This window comes from Nitrosospira sp. Nsp14 (assembly GCF_900113575.1).
In the GTDB taxonomy this organism is placed as follows: domain Bacteria; phylum Pseudomonadota; class Gammaproteobacteria; order Burkholderiales; family Nitrosomonadaceae; genus Nitrosospira.
In genome coordinates, this window is sequence record NZ_FOPV01000001.1 from 187000 (window position 1) to 208842 (window position 21843).

Annotated in this window: 17 protein-coding genes; 6 read left to right on the forward strand and 11 right to left on the reverse strand. The window is 52.9% G+C overall.

The features are described 5' to 3' along the window. Window positions 1-29: 29 nt before the first annotated feature. From BM022_RS00815 to BM022_RS00830, 4 genes are all read right to left on the reverse strand, one after another. Window positions 30-1067 carry a fatty acid desaturase family protein gene (locus BM022_RS00815; protein WP_091135821.1) on the reverse strand — a complete coding sequence of 346 codons (1038 nt, stop codon included), beginning with the start codon at window positions 1065-1067 and terminating at the stop codon, window positions 30-32. Between the two features lie 227 nt (window positions 1068-1294). Next, a complete protein-coding gene (locus BM022_RS00820; protein WP_091135823.1) occupies window positions 1295-2506 on the reverse strand; it encodes an ABC transporter permease in 1212 nt (403 codons plus the stop codon). A gap of 8 nt (window positions 2507-2514) precedes the next feature. Next, window positions 2515-3741, reverse strand: coding sequence for an ABC transporter permease (locus BM022_RS00825; protein ID WP_091135826.1), 1227 nt, complete (start codon window positions 3739-3741; stop codon window positions 2515-2517). Window positions 3742-3908: 167 nt separating this feature from the next. Further along, the gene (locus tag BM022_RS00830; protein ID WP_091135829.1) at window positions 3909-4955 is read right to left on the reverse strand and encodes a methyltransferase; all 1047 of its coding nucleotides are present in this window, start codon (window positions 4953-4955) and stop codon (window positions 3909-3911) included. 717 nt (window positions 4956-5672) lie between these two features. Between BM022_RS00830 and BM022_RS00835 the strand changes: the two genes are divergently transcribed. Then, the gene (locus BM022_RS00835; protein ID WP_143079500.1) at window positions 5673-7277 is read left to right on the forward strand and encodes an FAD-binding oxidoreductase; all 1605 of its coding nucleotides are present in this window, start codon (window positions 5673-5675) and stop codon (window positions 7275-7277) included. A gap of 81 nt (window positions 7278-7358) precedes the next feature. On the opposite strand, the gene BM022_RS00840 is transcribed toward BM022_RS00835, so the two are convergent. From BM022_RS00840 to BM022_RS00865, 6 genes are all read right to left on the reverse strand, one after another. Further along, window positions 7359-8204 (reverse strand): PEP-CTERM sorting domain-containing protein, encoded by an 846-nt coding sequence (locus BM022_RS00840; RefSeq protein ID WP_091135835.1) that lies wholly within the window; start codon window positions 8202-8204, stop codon window positions 7359-7361. A gap of 573 nt (window positions 8205-8777) precedes the next feature. Then, the gene (locus BM022_RS00845) at window positions 8778-9632 is read right to left on the reverse strand and encodes a PEP-CTERM sorting domain-containing protein (protein WP_177191587.1); all 855 of its coding nucleotides are present in this window, start codon (window positions 9630-9632) and stop codon (window positions 8778-8780) included. Between the two features lie 210 nt (window positions 9633-9842). Beyond that, window positions 9843-10832 (reverse strand): SGNH/GDSL hydrolase family protein, encoded by a 990-nt coding sequence (locus BM022_RS00850; protein ID WP_091135840.1) that lies wholly within the window; start codon window positions 10830-10832, stop codon window positions 9843-9845. Window positions 10833-11173: 341 nt separating this feature from the next. Then, a complete protein-coding gene (locus BM022_RS00855; RefSeq protein ID WP_218146806.1) occupies window positions 11174-11974 on the reverse strand; it encodes an N-acyl amino acid synthase FeeM domain-containing protein in 801 nt (266 codons plus the stop codon). A 586-nt stretch (window positions 11975-12560) separates the two neighbouring features. After that, window positions 12561-13346, reverse strand: coding sequence for an inositol monophosphatase family protein (locus BM022_RS00860; RefSeq protein ID WP_091136110.1), 786 nt, complete (start codon window positions 13344-13346; stop codon window positions 12561-12563). After that, window positions 13346-13903: a thioredoxin family protein gene (locus BM022_RS00865; RefSeq protein WP_091135842.1), complete on the reverse strand. Its 558-nt coding sequence runs from the start codon at window positions 13901-13903 to the stop codon at window positions 13346-13348. Before BM022_RS00865 ends, BM022_RS00860 begins: the two co-directional genes overlap by 1 nt. Window positions 13904-14056: 153 nt before the next feature. Between BM022_RS00865 and BM022_RS00870 the strand changes: the two genes are divergently transcribed. The 5 genes from BM022_RS00870 to BM022_RS00890 all read left to right on the forward strand — a co-directional run bounded on the left by BM022_RS00870 (window position 14057) and on the right by BM022_RS00890 (window position 20544). After that, on the forward strand, window positions 14057-14824 hold the full coding sequence (locus BM022_RS00870) for a 16S rRNA (uracil(1498)-N(3))-methyltransferase (RefSeq protein WP_091135844.1): 768 nt from the start codon (window positions 14057-14059) through the stop codon (window positions 14822-14824). A 100-nt stretch (window positions 14825-14924) separates the two neighbouring features. Then, entirely contained in the window at window positions 14925-16265 is a 1341-nt protein-coding gene (gene argA / locus BM022_RS00875; protein ID WP_091136112.1) for an amino-acid N-acetyltransferase, read from the forward strand. A gap of 134 nt (window positions 16266-16399) precedes the next feature. Beyond that, a complete protein-coding gene (locus BM022_RS00880) occupies window positions 16400-16672 on the forward strand; it encodes an oxidative damage protection protein (protein ID WP_091135847.1) in 273 nt (90 codons plus the stop codon). Between the two features lie 70 nt (window positions 16673-16742). Further along, complete coding sequence (gene ppk1 / locus BM022_RS00885; protein WP_091135850.1) at window positions 16743-18818, forward strand: polyphosphate kinase 1; 2076 nt, start codon at window positions 16743-16745, stop codon at window positions 18816-18818. Window positions 18819-19002: 184 nt separating this feature from the next. Then, window positions 19003-20544 (forward strand): CYTH and CHAD domain-containing protein, encoded by a 1542-nt coding sequence (locus tag BM022_RS00890; protein ID WP_256208804.1) that lies wholly within the window; start codon window positions 19003-19005, stop codon window positions 20542-20544. Window positions 20545-20768: 224 nt separating this feature from the next. Here BM022_RS00890 and fba read toward each other — a convergent pair whose 3' ends face one another. Further along, on the reverse strand, window positions 20769-21833 hold the full coding sequence (gene fba / locus BM022_RS00895; protein ID WP_091135854.1) for a class II fructose-bisphosphate aldolase: 1065 nt from the start codon (window positions 21831-21833) through the stop codon (window positions 20769-20771). Window positions 21834-21843 lie beyond the last annotated feature (10 nt).

Sequence of the window (21843 nt, forward strand, 5' to 3'; positions counted from 1 at the left end):
CCTATATATCGCGTGTCTTACTCATTAAGCTATGCCGGGGGCGCCGATTGGGGCCAATTTGCTGGAGCTGCCGGGGAATGTTGTTCGCCCAGTACGCGTCGCCGAATGAAGTCCCCGTATCCATGCAAAATATTTTCCTGGTGCACGAGGTCTGCCTCCTTATACATCTGATGAACAAGCGGCAAAGTCGCGAATGACAAGCCAGGATACATGTGGTGGTAGTGATGCAAGGTAAAATTCATATTGGGCAATAGCAGACGCTCCCACCACGAAAGCTCGATCAGGTGTGTGGAGTCATTGAGTTCGGGAGAATTGACGTTGTACTTGTGCTCGCTCAGGGCACCTAGTCGAACCAAACATTGAGCGACGGTAATCAACGGCAAAACCCAGTACAACAGGAAATGTGCCCAGCCACCGCTATACGTCAGCGCGCCTGCGACGATGATCCAGTACGTCGGGCGCACCCACTGCGGGGTGGGATGGCGCCGGCGAAACTCGTCACGCACGCCATCTGTATAAGGTTTCTTGCTGCGAATCAGGCGCAGGATATTTAAGCCCAGGATGTCATGCAGGAACAGCCTTGCGAATTGTCCCCGCGACATGGGGATGCTCCATTCCGGTCCGGATTTACGCGCGTAATCGGGATCCTTTCCCGTATAGAAGTACTTGTGATGGGCGAGGTGCACTTGAGCGTACCCTTCGACCGTCAACACCAGCAAGGGATAAGCGGCAAAAAGATTCGTTAACAGGTCACCATAGGGTCCACGGGAGCCCAGCCGATGGACCTGCTCATGAACCAGGAGCCCAAGCAAATTTTGGCGGGTCGCAACCAGAAATATCGCAATCAGACTCATCCAGACGTTGTCGAGCCAGATCGCAAGTGTGATCGCAATAGTGATTACCAACCAGGCGCTGATCAGCTGGCGCATAAACGGAAGGGGGCGTGCGCCAAACAGATTCCTTACCCGAACGCGTATCTCGGCTTCCAGCTCCGGACTGGCAGTCTTGATAATCGGCGGCAATGTTTTGTGGTCGACAGCTGACATAACCATATCGCGGGGTTTCATCAGATACTGACCGTCACCTGCCGCGGGGAACAAGGCGTAGTTTCGCTACCGTGTAATATACGGCTTGCCTATCCGGTTCTATTGATGGAACAGAGGGGGGTTCCCGACGTTATTATTGGCAATCGTGATATGACAGCGTTGGGGGACGAGCCGAGGAACAAGACATGCTTAAGACGTGCTTGTTGAGGGATCAGGCAAAGTAAGGCTCAAGCAGCTTGAGCGACGTTTTAGAAATTCTGGCGCAGCGCCTCGACCACAGGCGTGCGAGAAACATGTCTCGCCGGGAGGACCGCCGCTAGCACGGTTGCCGCGAAACCAATGACGCACGACATCAACAATGCCGAGGGGACAATCTCTATTTGGGCAATATAGCCCAGATTGGCGTTTGGCGGCGGCGGCATCGGAATACCGACCGCCGAGATTATAATCGCACCCAGCACGCCAATTCCAACGCCTAGCGCGCTGCCTAATAAACCGAGCAGCATGCTTTCGATCATGATCAACTGAACCACCTGACTGTTGCGGTTGCCCAAAGCCTTCATCGTGCCAAACTCGCCTATTCGTTCGAAGATGCTCATGTTCACACTGTTCGCGACACTCAACAAGACCATGACGAGAATGATCAGCTGCAGAACAGCGAATTGCCCCTTATATAATTCCACCGTTTTTTCGTAGAAATCGTTCAGCTCCACCCAGGTCTTGACTTCGACATCAAAAGCGCCAAGCTGCTGTTTCAACCTCGCTCCAACCTGGTCTGTATCATTTGTCCTCGCCAGTGTCACCACCAGGGCGTTAACGCTCTGCGTGCCGATGAGTTCCTGGGCTGCGGCGAGCGAAATTTTTATGGCCCTTGCGTCATAATCATTAGAAAAGCTCTGGAATATTCCCGTTACCTCGAAGTCTGCGCTGTTAAGTGCGCCCTCCAGTGTACTGGCAAGCAATGTGACCCGATCGCCGGGCTTTAATTTCAGTCCAGAAGCAAGACCGTGTCCAATCATGATGCCGAATGTGTCCTGGTCAGTAAACTGCCGTCCGGCTGTGATAACAACGGAGCTTCCCAGTTTGGCCTCTGGTTCAGGCTCGACACCTTCCCCAATGATAGGGAGATCGGTTAAGCCATTGTTGAGTAAACCAGAGAAGTAGAGACGCGCCATGACGTTCTCAACCCCTTGAACGTCAGCGATACCCTGCTTTAGCGTGTCCGGGGCGGTGATCAGGTATTTTTCGGGCTCACGTGAGCCCTTTGCATAGAAGCCGCTTTTGTAAATCTGGAGATGCCCCGATTGAGAATGAATAAGAACTTCGCCCAATTTTACAAAAATGTCGTTGACCCACCCTCCAGCGAGAATAAGCCCTGCAACTCCGCATAAGATGGCCGCGAGCGTCATCGCGGTGTGGGTTTTCTGCCGGAGTACATTGCGAAAGGCGAGGGTGAACATATTGTTACTTAGCGGTTGTGCCGCAAACTATCCACAACTTGCATCCGAGACGCTCTCCACGCGGGATAAATACTCGCGATCAAAGTTGTGGTGATCACGAGTACGAGCGACTCCAGCGCCGTGTTCCAAGAGAACAGGATCTCCGCTGTATAGCCGTGTGCGGTGCCGGGCGGCGGTGGCATGGGAATACCGATGCTCGAAATAAGATCAGCTAAAAATTTCGCAACCACGAGCCCGAGCAAGCTCCCGACGCAGCCGAGCAGCAGGCCTTCACTCAAGAATAGTCGCAAAATACCGATGCGTTTAACGCCTAGCGCCATGGCGGTTCCGATCTCTCCGATTCGCTCCATGACGCTCATAGTCATGGTATTGGAGACGCTGAGCAGTATAATTACAGCAATTATCAGCCTGATCCCATTCACCTGTTTGGTAAACAGCGCCACCGTCTTGTTGTAGAAGTCCGCCAGTTCGTACCATGGGACAATCTGGAATTCATCCTTTGGCAGTTTGGCGCCCAAATCCGAGAGGATAGTGTTGGTGTAAGCGGTGTTGTTGAGTAGAACCACCCATACATGGGCCCCCTGGGTGCGTAGCAATCGTCGCGCCGTATTGATTGGCATGCGCAGGGCAAGATCGTCATAAGCCTTGCTTACCGTGGAGAACAGGCCCCGGACTGTTACTTCGACGGCGTTCGTCCCTCTCGATGCCGTGGTGGCAATGAGAACTACCCTGTCTCCAACGCCTACCCCAAGACTGCGGGCGAGCCCTTCGCCGACTATAATGCTCCGCGGATCGTCGACTGACAGGCCATGCCCCGCTGAAATTTGTACCGCTTTAATAAAAGCTTCTTGTCCTTGCGGATCGTCGCCTTCCCCGATAAATGAAAGCGTCGATTCGCCATGACTGATCAGACCGCTAAAGGAAAGCCGGGGGACGGTTACTTTGATACGCCGGTCTGTGCCCGCTTCAAGCTCAGGTATGGTGTCGGGCAGCAAGAATGCGTAAGGGTTGGCTTTTCCCTCATTATGGTAACCTGGTCGCACAATTTGCAAATGCCCCAGTTGTGATGCGATCGTATCCTCGCGAAAGTCCAGAAGAATCGAGTCAATAAAGCCATTGGCCAAAATTAAGGCTGCAACACCAAACCCGATTGCGCCTATTGCGATACTGCTTCGTCGCCCTTGTCGAATTACAGTGCGGAATACGAGCTTGCAGTCGAGCAAGAATGAGTTCACATGTGTTTACCGCCTTTCACTCATTCACCAAGAATTACTTCTCTCTCCATATCCCCTGGCCCCAGATAGGATCCCGAGTTCAAGTGAAGGGCAGATATGCAATGGTTTAAACGGGTGAGTGAGCTTTGGGTTGAGTGCACGCTTTTCCGGTTACTGTTGAAGTTCGATCATTTCTTGAAGCCAACCAAAATTCCATGATTGACCGGCAGGCCCCGGTCCACGCGCACAACACGTTGGAATCCCGTGTCTTTTAGAGCGGCTTCGTAATCTTTCCATGGGTGCAACATGCCTTCACCAGTGGCAATAGCCAGAAAGTACGGGGAGCCCAGCGCAGTACTGAGCGGTCCACGATCGTCATCCCCGCCCATCATGTTGAAAATGACGACCGCTCCCGTTTCCGGCAAGGCATCAAAAGTCCGCTTGAGCAAGATACGGTTTTTTTCCATCGACCAGATAGTTAGAATGTGGCAGTAAACGACGCAATCAGTGCCGGAAGGGAAAGGATCATGGAAGAAGTTACCCGGGTGTGCAAATACCTGGTCGGTCATTCCAGCCTCCTGGATATTGCGTTTTGCGTATTCGCAAACGGATGCGGAATCGAATACGCAAGTTTTAACCATTGGAAATTGCTTCGCAATAGCCAATGCATTGGTGCCGTCACCGCCACCCGCATCCACCACCAGCTTGAACAGACTGAAATCCATGGCTTTGGGCAAGAATTGGTTGGCCAATCTGGATATACCGCTCATCGCATCCTGGAAAACTTTTTCCAAAGCTTTGTCATGGGTTAAGCGCCCATAGAGGGCGGGCTCTGTCCCAAGGAAACGTCCGAGGCCAACATTACGATTTTCTTTCAGCGAGCGAACAAAATCCGTCAATCCCGGATATACAATGTGAGCTTGCCATCCCAGGATGGTCCCAGCATATCCGGGCTTCCCCTTTACCATTCGCTCTTCAACCAAACGAGCATTATAGTAACGCTCATTCTCAAGCTTGATTATCCCCAATGCGGTTAGACCGATGAGCAGAATCCGCGCGGGCTGACGAGCCAAGTTCAGGGCTCGAGCAAGTTCGTCCAGTGTTTGCCCTGCCTGAATCGAAAGCTGGTCATAGAGCCCCAGTTCAATTCCGGCCCATAAAAGCTGGAACGCGGTATGACCGGCAGACAATAATATAAGGCGTTCCTCATCAACTTCTGTTGGCATGCTGGACATTCTCAGCTCCTGTTGGGATTTCTTTAAAAACGCTCTCGGGCTCGTTCCGGGAGAAGTACTGAAAATTTATAACGGCAAAAAATACGTCGAGTTAACCCCGCGTGGGAGAACTCTGACCGAGTCCAGAGACGGGGGATTGTCGGACCGCTTTTTAACGCATTGGAGCCTCGACCGCTATGTTAGCGGCGCCCGAACTGCTCGTCGGCAACCAATTGCTAACCGAATATATCCGCCACCCAGGTCGTATTATCCGTTGGGAATGCGTCTGCTACTCAACATGGCGTTCAGGATTCCCCGTGAGTTCACCCTCGTCGGAGCGCCCCTGCGTTGGACCAGGCCGCGTGATTGCTATCTGGATGCCCGATACTGCGGTATTTGCGACGCCACCTGACCGTTCGATTATCAGCAATCGCAGCCGTAAAGATGAGTTTTGCGCTAGACATGTAGTGATACGTTTTGATCCAGACCGATGTGTTTAGAGCGAAGCATTGCTGTTCGCTCAAAGCCCTGCAAGAACTCGGCTATGTCCGCGAGGTGGAGCCCGGGAAGCATCCTCGTTTTGCAAAAAAGCAGGCCAATTTATTCGATAAACATTATTTTTGGGGGATTATACTGTCGAAGAGGGTCAACATTCGGAGAGTTTACAAGTCTTTGTCATCCAGGAATCTTGTCTCGTGCATATGGCTTTTAAAAAATGATTTACTGGAGATTATTATCATGAATTGTAGAGCATTCCTGGAAAGAGCGATTGTGGAGCTTGGCGACAGTCGGGTGCTCTCTCAATCAGCGGCTGGAGCAAGGTATGGTAGTTGTACCATGGGGACCCGCCGGGTCATTTCGGGGGCCGTCCTTCCCACTTCTCGGGCGCAGGTTCAAACCATCGTTAAAGCTTCCCGAGAATTAGGCGTCCCGCTTTACCCTATCAGCACCGGTAATAATTGGGGGTATGGCAGCGCAATTCCTACTGCCGAAGGATGTGTCATTGTTGATCTTTCCGGCATGACAGCCATTATCCTGGATGCAGACGCCGGGCTGGCCAGGCTTGAGCCGGGCGTCACACAACGCATGCTGCGTGAATATCTGGACAAGAATTTGCTGAGGTTTCTTTGCCCAGTTACGGGAGCTGGGCCGGATTGTAGCTTGATCGGAAATGCTTTGGAACGAGGTCATGGCATTACGCCCTACGCAGACCACTTTATGGCGGTGATGTCTCTTGAAGCGGTGCTTCCTGACGGCAGAATTTATGCGCCGCCGCTGGCCGAATTAGGCTGCGCCGAGATAGATAGAGCTTTCAAGTGGGGTGTGGGTCCGTTTCTGGACGGCATTTTTTCCCAAGGGTCGTTTGGGATCGTCACCGAGATGACAATTGCTCTTGCACCCTTGCCTGAGCGGGTCGAGGCCTTCTTTTTTGGATTGCCGGCGGATGCCGATCTCGAATGTGCCGTCGAGTCCATACGCGGCTTACTGCGTGATTTTTCAGGGGAGCTAGGTTCAATCAATCTACTGGACACGCGGCGGGTGTTATCGATGATGGAACCCTATCCGCGTGATCACCTTGACCGAAACGGGTTGATCGATGAGCAGTATCTATTGGAAATAGCGCAACGAAATCGGGTGATGCCATGGATGGGAACCGGCGCCATATATGGTAATCCGGAAGTGGTTCGGGCGGTAAAGAAGCTGATCAAGAAGAACTTGCCGAGCGCCTTCAAGAGGCTAGTATTCTTCACGCCGCGCTCCGTAAGTACTTTCAAACGGTTAAGCCATTTTATACCGGGCAAGACTGGATACGGTGTACAGAATATGCTCGGGACGCTGGAGAAAACCCTGCAAGTCCTGGCCGGCTCCCCGAGCGAGATCGCACTCCCATTGGCGTACTGGCTCTCCGGCAAGAGACCGGACGGTAACACGCCGCTAAATCCTGCACGCGATGGTTGCGGACTGATATGGTACACGCCGCTGGTCCCGACGCGTCCGGAAAAGGTACGCCACTATGTTCAGATGGTTCGCAGTATCTGCGTTGCACATCGCATAGAGCCCCTGATTACCCTGACCAGCTTGTCCAATCGTTGCTTTGTGAGCTCGGTCCCGCTACTTTTTGATCGGGCCAGGGAAGAGGCTGTCGAGCGTGCAGGCGAATGCTATAACGCGTTGATCAAGGCTGGGCGAGAAATCGGTTGTATGCCATATCGTGCGACAGTTGATTCCATGGAGTGCTTCATACAACCCGAGACGCCTTACTGGCAGATTGTCTCCGCCCTTAAACGGGAGCTCGACCCCCAAGGACTGATGGCGCCTGGCCGCTATACCCCCAGCGGATAGCCGGGCCCGATACCAAATCATAAAAAAACGCGCCCGGGGTTAAGGGGCGCGTTTTGTTCGGTTAAACGTTGTAGCTGATAATCAGCCCTTGCGGCGGCGGGATGCTGCGCCAAACCCAAGAAGGCCGATGCCAACAAGCGCGAGCATGCCGGGCTCAGGAATTTCAGTAGAGCCGCGGAGGTTTGCGGTTCCTTGGTAGCACCAGGCACCCGCATTGGCGGATCCATTACCACATCCATTTGAAAATCCGTTCGCGACGTCCGTCGGATTTAGCACAAAGTTGTTGAACGAGCTGGTGAGCGCTATATCCGTCGGGTTACCTGCAGCATCGTTAATGCCGTTTGCGTTGAGGAAATTGATCACGTTCGCGTCACCGGGGCCGGACACATCAAATAGTCCAAAGCCGCTACCACTCAAAGTCGTTCCGGTGAACAACCCCACGCCGTTCAGTACGGCTGATGCATCTGCCGCACCGCCAAGATTATTATGGCCGGTTAGCGTTACCCAGGGGTTCCCGCTGTTGAGGGCCAGAATGGTTGCCACATTAGTGGGCGAATCCTGGACCAGTAAATTGATAGGCGAGCTATTGCTAAAGAATACAGATACGGTGGAGTTGGTGAACTCCACGTAACTCGAGGAGAAGTTTTGCGAATTGTTGAACTGTGCTACGTAATACAGTCCGCAATTGCCGCTTCCGTCGGAGCAATAGGTATTGTCACCGTTGACGGTAGTGATGAAGCCATACGCCGTCGCGTTCTGGCCATTGCCGTTGACGAAGGTTTGGGCTAGCGTGGCAGTTTCGAGATGAGTGCGAGAGGGAGCTGCACCCAACGTTCCAAAATCAACTCCGCCTATGACCACGGCTGACGCGGGAGCGGCGGCCGCGATCCCTGCTGCGGCAAGAAGTGTAGTTATTGTCTTGTTCATAATTTATTCTTTAAAGGATTAGTAAAATTAACGTCGGATTTGGAGTTTTTAAAAACTTGATCCCCGCTCCCTTAGAAGCAAATGTCGTGCCTGAAGTAAATAAAACTAATTAAGTATATGAAATACAATAATAAACGTGCAGTAATGCGGGTGAATGAAAAAACGTTTTGGTTTGAAGTGTTAATACAGGCGACAGAAGAGGCTGAGTTTGGCACCCCTTGATGAACTGGATGTGCTCGTGGGGGTCAGTCAACTGCCTCGGCGATATCTTCCGGCGACGATGCGTTCCAGGATGAAGGGGAAACCCTTGACGGTCGCGAGGCGGTGGGAAAAGCGATGAAGCGGGGCAGGAGCGGTCTCAAAATGGAGTGGGATGATTGTCTAACCTTAAGTCCATTTCTTTGGAATTATGTAACCGGACGTCTGGAGAGTGAAGCTTCCGCTTCCGCGGACTTCCACCTGGAGATTAAAACCACCTCGTCATCGCGCGCAAGACGCACACGCATGCGGCCAAAAAAACGCCCACCGAGGTGGGCGTAGGTGTTTTTGCCTAAGTTCGCGTGGAGGCGATGATTATGCCTTGCGGCGGCGATAAGCTGCGCCAAATCCAAGAAGTCCGACCCCGACAAGTGCAAGCATACCCGGCTCTGGAACCTGGGCAATCTCGGTAGCGCCGCGAAGGTTTGCGGTTCCTTCAAAACACCAGGCTCCTGAGGCAGCTGTTCCATCTTGACAGCCGTTGGAGAAGCCTCCAGATACATCGTTGGGATTCAGTACGTTATTGTTAAAGGATGACGTGAGTGCGATATCTGTTGAACCACCCGCTGCGTCTAAAACACCGTTCGCGTTGAGAAAGTTGATCACCGTTGCGTCTCCCGGGCCCGACACGTCAAATAAGCCGAAGCTCGCCCCGCTCAGCGTTGCGCCAGTGAAGAGCCCGACAGCGTTAAGAACTGCGGACGGGTCAGCGGTACCTCCCAAGTTATTGTGACCGTTCAAGGTTACCCATGGATTTCCACCATTGAGCGCCTGAATTGTCGTGAGATTGGTCGGCGAATTTTGAGCCAGCAAATTCAGAGGTGCCGCATCGGTGAAAAAGACTGAAACAGTCGTGCTGGTGAATTCCACGGAACTCGGGGAAAAGTTTTGTGAATTGTTAAAGTTCGCGACATAAAACAGCCCGCAATTGCCGGTTCCGTCAGCGCAATAGGTATTGTCGCCGTTAACGGTAGTAATGAAACCGTAGGCGGTCGCATTTTGTCCATTCCCGGTTATAAGGGTTTGCGCAAGCGTGGCAGTTTCCAGATGAGTACGAGTGGGATCCGCACCCAGCGCTCCGAAATCGACCCCCCCCACAATCACGGCTGATGCTGGAGCGGATGCTGCAATTCCCACTGCGGCAAGAAGTGTAGTTATCGTCTTGTTCATATCGAAAATCCTAAAAAGTTGAAGAAAAACCCAGCGCATCCGTTCAATGTTTCACCGATACTCCACTAGATCGAAGCAAGCTTTGTGCCGAAATAAGCATGGGTCCGGCAAGCCGTTGCCCCAAAAGAACTATTCACCGATCCTGTTATAGTCTTAAGGGATAGCGTTTCCTAATATGTAAAAATTCTCGACAAAAATGGGTTTTGTAGGCTATTTGGCGGCATTCAGGCTTTCCCTCATCGCATCGCCGTAAAGTTTGTGGATAAAAGTGGTGGGATGCATCATGTCCCAGAAAGCAAAATGTGGAGGATCCGTTTCGGCACTGAAATCAACGTCCGGACAGGTAGAGGGATCGACTACGAAGCACTCTGAGGCTCCTATTCCCGGAACCAGATATTCCAGCGCGGGCGGAGCGATGGTGACCTTCTGTGTATCGCTCAGCAAGTTTTGCGACAGGGTAAAAAGGTCCACGTGAAAAATTTGGATTCCCCGTAGCCGGGGTCTCAGCTGATTCAGTGCCTCAGCCAGAAGCGCGTTGTGGGTCTGGGTAAGCGCCAGGAATTGGGCGGGACCTCCCTCAGTCACCTGAACCATAGGAGTCAAGCCCAAATCGGGGAGGTTGGGTATGAGGAAGTCCCGCGCGCCCAGCGAATAGAGCGTTTGTATGGCTTTCACAATGTTTATGATCACTTCACCGGGCTGCTCCGTCCTTCCCATAAGGTAATCATTTGCCCCGGTCCAGACCACATACAGCTTAGTTTTTGGCTGCTTGCCCTTCAAGGCTTTCCGGTATAGCTCTATCTGACCCAGTACCCCAGGCACGAAAAGTCCGCCGGGCATCTGGTTGAGATATCCTGACGTCGAGCCGCCAAATGCAAAACTGATTCCCCCGGTCAACGCCATACTTGGGTTGGACAGAAAAGGCACAAGCGCTGCATCGGGACGCAATTGGCGCCAGAGATACTCAGCCGCCACCGGGCCGTTCGAGAACCGACCCTGATAGTAAGTTTTGTGGGGGCTTTCTGAAGGCGGTAGCGGTGGATCGAGTTTTTGAAGCTTCATCAGGAAAAGGTCATTCCCCGTATCGGACAAACTGTCGCCGAACACGTAGAAAGCCTCGTATTTAGGGGTGGCCGCCAAAACGGGGGGTAGCACAAAGACAGCTGCCAGAAGGAAACCGACGCTGATTATCTTTCTCATTCTTAGACTCCGTGTTATTCGCTTAAATCATTCTTTGTAATTCTCTCCATTAACCTTAAGCGAACAGTCAATGTTCGCCCGACAAGTATAGCGCACGCCCAAAACCTTGCGCCAAGCATTAAGGGGTGGCGACACTTGTCGGATTTTGTCACCCCCGTATGGGGCGACGGCTAGCGGGTGTCGTGCTGATCTACCGGATTTCCTTATTCAAGCTGGCGCCTGAGGCGAGGAAATGAAAATCCGGTATTTGTAAAAAGGCCGAAGTGTTCGTGAGGGAATGCCATCGGATGCATGGCGTGCGTCTGATACACACGATGGCATTAGAACATAGGCGGTGCCGGTCAGCTATTATGTCGCTGAAGTCTGCTCGCTAATCCTTTTTCCTCATGCTTCGAAAAAAAATAAGGATAGAGGGATTTTTCGCTGGATCTGCAGGAACCTGCCAACGAAGAAATCTGGGCATTTACGTAATCCAACTCCAGGTGCATCAATACTGCGGGGGCCTGTACCCGTCGGCACGATCGTTCTTCCCCGATCTGGGCGAGTCCGAGCATCCGGCGGTAAAAACCCGCGTGACGCGGGTTTACTTCAATAAACAGGTCGGTGGCTTTATGAATCCTATGCCCGTAGATATATGCCAGGTGGAACAGTGAAGCGAGAATCTCCTTGGAACTGTACTGAGGATCTACTGCAAGCTTGGTGAGTTCGCAAAGCTTTCGGCCTTCCCGGCGAAACTCGTTAACTTCGTCAAAGTAAAGTTCATCGGCCGACAGACCTTCGTCCGAGTCCAGTCCCAATGTGAGCGTACCCACCAGGCGTCGCCCGATTGTTGCTTCAAGCGTAAGCCGATTCGGGTTGTGGGATGACACAACCACGTTCTCGGTTTCGTAGCCTCGCCACGAATACATGCGCTTGATTAGCGCCCCGACCTCAGTGCGAAGCCCTGGGGAAGCGTTAAGACTGATGCTAAAGTCTCCTCGCTTGAGAAAACATGCATCCCCCGGTCCTTTCTCAAGAAAATCCGGCACCTTTATGCGGGCCGGGGGCACGGGCCCTGCAATATTACGTGTTCCATTCGTTCCGGCAGATGCGGGCCGATGGACTCGATCGGCGCGCCTATTCTCGTCGTTGTGTAATTGCATGGGAAGTATCTAGAAAACTAGTTAAGTTGGTTGAGATGCGAATAGACTTGGCAACTTAAGGTATAGGAAACGCGTCCTGCAGGAATTTTTATGCATCAGTTTGAACCTCGTATATTTCGATCAGTCAAACCGACGAAGGACAGCGGTCTGGTTATCTATAATGCAAGCAGAGCATAGCAACTTAAGAAGGAAAAAATCGTTTATTACCATTAAGCACAAACTATGCCAGTAATGTATCCCTTTAAAAGCAAGTTCTTAGCCTTTAAATTCTGAGGGGGGGCTGTCGCCAAACTCGACCATATTTTCACAGTTTCCCTATAACTAACTGTCGTTACTGGCTTTTTATTGTCTCCAAAAGGAGACAATATTGGGGGTCATGTTTGAAAGGATTGCAGGACGTTGCGGGATGTTTGGATGTCGGAGGAAGTGAGGTTCAGCTTCCTGCGCCAGGCTTCGTTAAGCCGCTTTCATTTGCGTACTTTCTGGGGAGGGATACCGGCTCCCAAGGCAGCACTAACTTTCCAATATTGAAAGGTCGTTCCTCGACGCCACCTTACCCCCGAAAGGAAACCCAGACAATTCCGGTTTACTGATGCGCTCGCACCCAATCCCGCCATTGCAAGAAAAGGTCGGGATCAAGTGCCGCGATGGCGGAACGCTGCCAGAGCGGTTCCGCCCAAAAATCATCCTGATTGAAGCCGCACATATGTCCCCCCGCCTCTTCAAGAATGAGGCTGCCGGCGGCATAGTCCCACAGTTTTTGTCCCCCATGCAGATACAGATCAAACCGCCCTGCGGCGGTGTAACACCATTCAAGGGCGCACGAACCGTAGTTGCGTTGGGAAGAAAAAGGCCGCGCCGGGGAGCAGATCCCCTGGGCAAGTTTTGGACTGAGCCGCTTCAAATCGACATTCGCTATTGCTCCACGTAATGCCGGGACGTGTTCCTTTATGGGCAGTCTCTCACCATTAAGGTGCGCCCCCCTGCCTTTCTCAGCGTAAAACATTTCGTCCGAAACAGGGTTATAAACGACGCCTAAAATACTTCTGCCATGTCTCATCAAGGCAACCGACACGGCAAAATACGGCAGGCCATTGACAAAATTCGTCGTGCCGTCGATGGGGTCCAGGCACCAAAGCCCTGCATCGCCCGCTTCCCAACGGTCCTTTTGCTCCTGTTCCGTCATTTCCTCTGCGACAACAGGGCCGGGACAAATTACGCGTAGTTCACGCGACAGCACTTCTTGGGTGACGATATCCGCTTCGGTGAAGAGGCTGCCGTCAGCCTTGCGCTGGCGTGCGACTCTCAGGTAGCGCGGCAGGATTTCCTGCTGCGCTACCGACTTGACGGCAGCAACGACAGCTTCAAGCACTATTCTGTTCGCCACTTGATGGAGCACCCGATACTGGATATCTGCTCCTGCGGGCCCTGGCCGGTCTTTGCCACTTGCAGCATGCCTTCAAATAAGTCACGTCGCGCATCAGCGGGGGCCGCCTCCTTCCGGGAGGCGTCCAAACGTCCACGGTACTGCAATTCAAGTTGGCGATTGAAGCCGAAGAAATCCGGGGTACATACTGCCCCGTAGGCTTTCGCTACTTCCTGGGTTTCATCCCAAACATAGGGGAATGTATAGCCATGCTCCTTGGCTACCTTCGCCATGTTATCGAATGAGTCCTCTGGATAGTCGGCAGGATCGTTCGACATGATCGCGATTGCCCCGATACCGGCGCCGCGTAGTTCGCTCACGTCCCGGATGATGCGTTCGCGGACTGCCTTTACGTATGGGCAGTGGTTGCATATAAACATTACCAATAATCCTTTTTCGCCTTGCACCGACGCTAGGTTGTAGCGCCGTCCGTCTACCCCCGGCAAATCGAAATCCACCGCCTTCCAACCAAAATCACAAACTGGTGTTTCCAGGCTTGCCATGTTTTTCTCCTGTGCGAATCACAAACAATCGACCCGTGCCGCCAGATATAATTGAAAGGCGCTTGGCCTTACAACGTATCATTGGCATTGTCGAGACAGCAATACTATCACGGGAGCCGAGGAATCATTTCTTCCCATCGCCCCTATATATTCATGACGCTCCCTCGCTTTTACTGCCCTGTCGACATCTCCATTGGCCAGATCATTGAGTTGCCCGCGAGCATCACGCATCACGCCGCGCGCGTACTACGACTCGAACATGGCTCCAAACTGATATTATTCAATGGCCGTGGCGGAGAGTTCCGGTCAGTTATTGCGCAAATCGGCAGGAATAGCGCAACGGCCTTAATCGAGAAGTATCTGCCTGTAGAGCGCGAGTCCCCGCTTTCGGTTACGCTGGCTCAGGCGATTAGCTCCAGCGAGAAAATGGACTGGATTGTGCAGAAAGCGGCGGAGCTGGGCGTAAACCGGATTCAGCTCCTGGCAACAAGGCGAAGCGTCGTCAGGCTTTCAGCCGAGCGGAGCGATAGACGTCTGGACCACCTGCGAAAGGTGGTTATTTCCGCCTGCGAACAGTGCGGGAGAAACCGGGTTCCAGACGTTCTGCCACCCGCTCCACTGCTTGACTGGCTTAGTCACCGGCTCAGTGACGTTCAGAATCAGTCTGGCGGAGATCCGCCGAGCTCATGTTTCATGCTTTCCCCTGCGGGAAAGGAAGGCTTGCGTTATTATTCCGATACTTTCAGGATGACTGCGATAACGTTGCTTGTTGGGCCCGAGGGCGGCTTTGTCCGGGACGAAGAGGAAGCTGCTCTGGCCGCCGGGTTTATCCCGTTGAGGTTGGGTCCACGCGTCCTTCGAACGGAAAGCGCCGCATTAGCGGCAGTTGCCGCAATGCAAGCACTGTGGGGAGATTACTGAGCCTGCGGTCCGCTGGCGCTGGTAATTGGTGCAGCGATTTGAAGGATAAGTGGCGCCGCGTGATGCAAACAAAGTTCAACCGTTCGTTAGGGCAACAACCGTGAGATTCGATCATGACTTCGTCACCTGGTTCCGCTCGGTAGCACCTTACGTCAATTCGTTCCGCAATAAAACATTTGTCGTGGCTTTTGGTGGTGAAGTCGTTGCAGACGGGAAATTTGTAGAGCTCGTTCACGACCTTAATTCGCTCGCAAGCCTGGGCGTGCGGCTGGTTCTGGTCCATGGGGCGCGTCCACAGATTGAATCCCGGCTAAGCGAACGCAATCTCGAGACCATATATGTAAGAGGAATGCGACTCACCGACGCCGATACGCTGCAATGCGTAAAGGAATCAATAGGGCGAGTCCGTGTTGAAATCGAGGCATTGCTATCAATGGGGTTGCCCAACTCACCCATGGCAAATGCTGCTATTCGGGTTGCGAGCGGAAACTTTGTAACAGCGCGTCCGGTAGGGGTGATCGAGGGCGTCGACCTGATGCATACGGGGGAGGTCCGCAAGGTAGATAACGCAGCGATACGGGTGCGGCTGGAGCAAGGCGAGCTTGCACTACTTTCGCCATTAGGATATTCACCTACGGGGGAAATATTTAATTTGACGCTGGAAAATGTGGCTGCTGAAGCGGCGATTGCCCTAAAAGCCGACAAACTCATTTTTTTGATGGATCCGGAGGGCGTTGAAAAAAGGAATCGTAACGGAGCCGAAGCGTTGCTGCTGCCCGAGCTAACGGTGGCTGAAGGCAAAGCCCTGCTTGAGGAAGCAGCGAGCGAGGCCGTGAGTCTCTCGGAGGATGTTGAGTTATATCTGCCCTTTGCTTTGCACGCCTGTGAGCGCGGCGTGTCGCGGGTTCACCTCATCAGCCGGCACGTGGATGGCGCGACCCTACTGGAACTATTTACTCACAGCGGTATAGGGACCATGATATCGGAAGGTCCACTGCAGAATTTAAGAGATGCAAGGATAGAAGATGTCGGCGCCGTTCTCCAGTTGATAGAACCCCTCGAGGCTGACGGAACCTTGGTGCGCCGCAACCGCGAATTGCTGGAAATGGAAATTGCGCGCTTTGTGGTCGTCGAACACGACCGCATAATAATCGGGTGCGCCGCGCTCTACCCCTTTCCTGACGATGATGCGGCCGAACTTGCATGCCTCACGGTGCATCCTGATTATCGCAGTGCAGGATGCGGGGACGCTTTGCTCAGGAACATCGAGGGCAAAGCAAGATCATTGGGAAGCAAGAAACTGTTCGTGCTGACAACTCGAACTGCGCACTGGTTTGTTGAACACGGATTTGTTGAAACCGGGATAGAGGCATTACCGAGGGCCAAGCAGGGACTATACAATTATCAGCGCCGGTCGAAGGTGTTCGTCAAGCAGCTTTAGCCACTATGATCCCAGAGGTCCCAAAGCGGAGGTCTGGTGAGGTGGGGGGGCCAAGCCGTGGCGGCCCGACCGCAGGCTAAGGAGAGCTCCATTGCAAGAAAGGATTTCGATCGCTATCTATTGGAGAAAATCTAATGGCGAGATTGGTAAAATGCATAAAACTGGGGCGGGAAATGGAAGGATTGGATTTTCAGCCCTATCCCGGCGCGCTCGGGAAGCGTATTTTTGATAACGTCTCGAAGGAAGCCTGGGCGGGGTGGATTAGGCATCAGACAATGCTGGTCAATGAAAACCGCCTGAACCTCGCCGATATCAAGGCCAGAAAATACTTGGCTGAACAGCTTGAGGCTTATTTCTTCGGCGATGGAGCCGAGCAGCCCTTGGGCTACGTGCCACCAGCGAAGTAAAGTATCGCAAGATGAATCCCAGCGCTTCACTTCTTTCGTCAATCCTGTCCGAACTACCATTTTTATCCCGATGACAAATGCCCCATCCGGCAGCGAATTTCTTAATCGCGAATTAGGTCAGATAGCCTTCAATCGGCGAGTTCTTGCACAGGCTGAAAATAAAGCGACCCCCTTGCTGGAACGCTTAAAGTTTCTCTGCATTGTCAGCAGTAATTTCGACGAATTTTTTGAAATTCGAGTTGCCGGGCTAAAAGAGCAGATGAAGCTGGATACGCCCGGTTTTGGGCCCGACGGCATGTTGCCGCACCAGGTATTCAGGCTAGTATCCGAGCAGACGCATGAGCTGGTCGCGTGCCAGTATCAATTATTGAATCAGGAAATCCTGCCAGGGCTTGCAAGCGAGGGCATCCATTTTCTGCGCCGTTCCGCCTGGAACGAGGTTCAGCGCGAGTGGATCAAGTCATATTTCTTTCGCGAGCTGATGCCGGTCCTTACGCCCATAGGCCTTGACATCTCCCATCCTTTTCCGCGCGTGCTTAACAAGAGCCTGAATTTCGCGGTTGAACTGGAAGGTAAGGATGCTTTTGGACGCAGCTCCGGAACTGCTATTGTTCAGGCGCCGCGAGTGCTGCCACGTGTAATTCAGCTTCCCAGCGAAATCAGCAGTTCAGAATATAATTTCGTATTCTTGTCGTCTATCCTGCACGCCCATGTGGGGGAGCTATTTTCAGGCATGAGCGTGCTGGGCTGCTACCAGTTCCGCGCCACGCGCAACAGTGATCTGTTTGTGGATGAAGAAGAGGTAAAAAATCTGCGCATTGCTCTTCAGGGAGAGTTGCCTCAACGGCATTTAGGCAACGCGGTACGGCTGGAGGTGGCAGACAATTGTCCTCCACATATGTCGGATTTTTTACTGGAACAACTGGGTCTTTCTCGCGACGATTTCTACCAGGTAGAAGGTCCGGTCAACCTGGTGCGGCTGATGCAAGTGCCTGATCGTATCGCAAGACCAGCCTTGAAGTTCCCGCCATTTATTCCTGGCCTGCCGTTAACATTGCAAAAGAAAAAAGCAGCGGATATTTTTCAGATGATCCGCAGGAACGACATCTTGTTGCACCATCCTTTTCAATCATTTCAGCCAGTAATTCATTTCCTCCAGCAGGCCGCCACAGACCCGGACGTGGTAGCCATTAAGCAAACGGTCTACCGTACCGGAACCGATTCCCTGGTGATGGCTGCACTTATTGCTGCAGCGAGCAGTGGGAAGGAGGTAACCGTGGTGGTGGAATTGTTGGCCCGTTTCGATGAAGAGGCCAATATCAACTGGGCCGGCCGACTGGAGGAAGTCGGTGCGCATGTGGTATACGGGGTGGTGGCGCTAAAGACTCATGCCAAAATGTCGATGGTGGTACGGCGTGAAGAGGGCAAGCTGCGGCGTTACGTACATTTGGGGACGGGTAATTATCATGCCAGTACTGCCCGGCTCTACACTGACTTCGGACTTTTTACCTGCCGTGAGGAGATCTGTGCCGACGTGAACGAAGTATTCATGCAACTGACCGGCCTCGGCAAGGCGGGAAAGTTACAGCATCTCTGGCAATCGCCGTTCAGCTTCCATAGTCAAATATTGGCGGCAATCAATGGTGAGGCCCAGTGCGCTAAATCGGGAAAACCTTCACGTATTATTGCAAAAATGAACGCGCTGCTTGAGCCGCAGATTATTAGAGCCCTTTATGCGGCATCAGGAGCCGGAGTTAAAATCGATCTCATCGTTCGCGGAGTGTGCGCGTTACGCCCCGGCGTAAAAGGATTGTCGGAGAACATCCGGGTGCGTTCCATCATTGGGCGTTTTCTTGAACACAGCCGGATTTTCTACTTCCGAAGTGACGGCGCACACGCCATATACCTGTCAAGCGCGGACTGGATGGATCGAAATTTCTTTCGCCGAATCGAGATATGTTTTCCGGTCCTTGAGCCGAAGCTGAAGAAACGGGTGCTTACGGAAGGCGTGAACATATACCTCAAGGACAACACCCACGCCTGGGAAATGGACGGTGACGGCAACTACCATCTCGGGAAAATCCGCCGGGGAAAAAAGCTCTGCGCTCAGGAAGCGCTGCTTACGGAGCTAGCGGCAGCGAAATAGACTGCGGCAACCAGGGGTGCAGGACGAACATTGTCGAGGGTTGACCTGGCGCGGTCAACCTTAAAAAAGGCGCTTTGCTTGCATGCTGCGATAAGCGCTCAATTAGTGCGTGAGCCCTCGTGTAGAGCAGATGCCGCCGAACAGCGTCGCAGCCTGTAGAGGTTTTCGAAAAAATACTCAAGCTATGCACCCTGAGATCGAGCTTAAGCTGGTGACCATGGCCAATATTAACCGATTACGACGTAGTCGATTGATAAGGTCGCTGAGTATCTCTCCGGCCGTTGCGAAAAAACTCTACACCGTTTACTACGATACAGAGGATCACGATCTCAGGCGTAACGATATCGCGTTACGCCTGCGGCGTGACGGCAAACAGTGGGTGCAGACCATCAAAGGCGGGGGCGGGGCCACAGCGGGACTGCACCACCGATATGAATGGGAAGTCCCGGTGAAGGAGGCCCAGCCCGATTTCACCAAAATTTCCGATCCGGATCTCATCAGTTTGTTTAATAGCGCCAACTTGCGCGAGAAGCTGCGACCAATATTTACTACCGAGTGCAGCCGCAGCACACGTATGTTGCGACTTCCCGACGGCGAGGTGGAGTTCTGTCTCGATAGAGGGAGGATAACGGCTGGCCAAATAAGTGTACCGATATCAGAAATCGAGCTGGAGCTGAAGTCAGGTGGCGCCGTTTCATTGTTCCAGCTTGCGCTGGACTTGCTCGCTATTGTTCCCCTCAGGCTGGAAAACAGGAGTAAGGCAGAGCGTGGGTACGCGCTCGCAGCGGGTTGCGAGTCCCCGCCCTGCAAAGCTACCCCGGTCCACCTGCACGCCGAGATGAGTTTAAGCGGCGCATTTAACGCTATCACTGCGAGCTGCCTCAATCAATTGCTGAGCAATGATCCCGGTATGCTCGAAGGCCGCGATATTGAATACCTGCACCAGATGCGTGTTGCCGTGCGCAGGCAGCGTTCGGTCTTGAGTATTTTTTCTCCGCTGTTCCTCGCCGAGTTTACCGGGATAGCGGGGGAGTTGAGGTGGCTTATACGGCAGATTGGCACGGCTCGCGATTGGGACGTGTTTGTAAATGAAACATTACACCGTATTTTAGGCGTATTCCCTCAGCATCCCGGTGTATCGAGGTTACATGCCCAATGCGAGCAACTACGTTTGGATCATGCCAGCTTGGCGCGCGACGCTGTCCAGTCGAAACGTTACACAACAATAATGTTGAAGCTAGGTGCATGGATAAGCGCCGAGCCTGGAATGCCGACAGCTGGCTCTTCTGCGCCGCCGTGCCCCGCTACCGATGTGCCGGAAACTTCCTTACAAGTTTTTGCGAAAAAACTGCTGAGCCGTCGGCATGATAAATTGAGGAAATATGGCAAAAAACTGAAGCGCCTAAGCAGTAGCGAATTGCACCGTTTGCGGATTGCGGTTAAGAAACAGCGGTACGCGATCGAGTTTTTCGCTGGATTATATGCCAGCGACAGACCGCAGCAGTATGTTACGTGGTTGACGAACCTTCAGGATGTTCTTGGCAAAATAAACGATCTCGCCACCATGGAACGCTTGCTAGGGGAGCTGCCGCATTTCGAAAACGACAGTGCTGAACGTGAAGCGCGCGGCATCGTACTAGGCTGGGCTGCGTGCCTGGCACAGGAAAAAAAACGGGAGCTATACCGTGCATGGAGGTCGTCTAACAAAACAGATCCATTCTGGTAAAACCCCGCCGTCTGCTATGCAAAGTTAAGCAACACATGGTGGCAAGCGGCGCAGGTAGCGGCTTTGGCGGAATCGCGATCGTCTGTTTTATCGCTGCGCAACTCGGCCGGCTATTGGTCTTTTTCAAAAAAAAGGTCAGCCAGCGCTGACCTAAATCTCTTCTTCAACTGCTGGTCCGCGAACAGACACAGTCTGCCCGGACCAGCTCAAGTTTTTGTTTTTAACTATTTGATAACTGCTTTCAACTCACCCTTGGCATATTTGTTTGCCATGATCTCCAGCGGAATCGCTTTGATCTTGTTGGCTTGGCCTGCGCATCCAAACGCTTCAAAGCGCGCCTTACATATGTCTTTTGCCGCGGTGGTTGCGTCCTTGAGATACTTGCGCGGGTCGAACTCGCTCTTATTTTTGGCGAGGTGACGGCGGATCGCGCCGGTCATCGCCAAGCGGATATCCGTATCAATATTTATCTTGCGGACACCATGCTTGATGCCTTCCTGTATTTCCTCCACTGGAACCCCATATGTCTCCTTCATCTCTCCGCCAAATTCGCGAATGATGTCCAGCCATTCCTGCGGGACCGAACTGGAGCCGTGCATAACGAGATGGGTATTGGGAATGCGCTGATGAATTTCCTTGACGCGTTCGATTGCGAGAATATCGCCGGTGGGCTTGCGTGTGAATTTATAGGCGCCGTGCGAGGTTCCGATGGCGATGGCCAAGGCGTCAACTCCGGTTTGCTTGACGAAATCGGCAGCTTGTTCGGGATCGGTCAGCAATTGGTCATGGGACAGTTTACCCTCGGCACCGTGCCCATCCTCAGCTTCCCCCATTCCTGATTCCAGGGAACCCAGGCATCCCAGCTCGCCTTCGACAGAAACCCCGACCGCATGCGCCATTTCCACCACCTTGGCGGTGACCTCGACATTATATTCATAGGAAGATGGGGTCTTGGCATCCGTCATCAGCGAACCGTCCATCATCGCGCTGGAAAAGCCACTGCGGATGGCATTAATACATACCGCGGGAGATGCGCCGTGATCCTGGTGCATGACGATGGGAATATGCGGATACGCCTCCACCGCCGCGGCGATAAGATGGCGTAAAAAAGCCTCGCCGGCATACTTCCGTGCGCCAGCGGAACCTTGCATGATCACCGGGCTGTCGCATTCATCAGCTGCTTGCATGATAGCCTGGATTTGCTCCAGATTATTTACATTGAAAGCGGGCAGACCATAGCTGTTTTCCGCGGCATGATCCAAAAGTTGACGCAGTGATACGAGTGCCATTAGAGCCTCC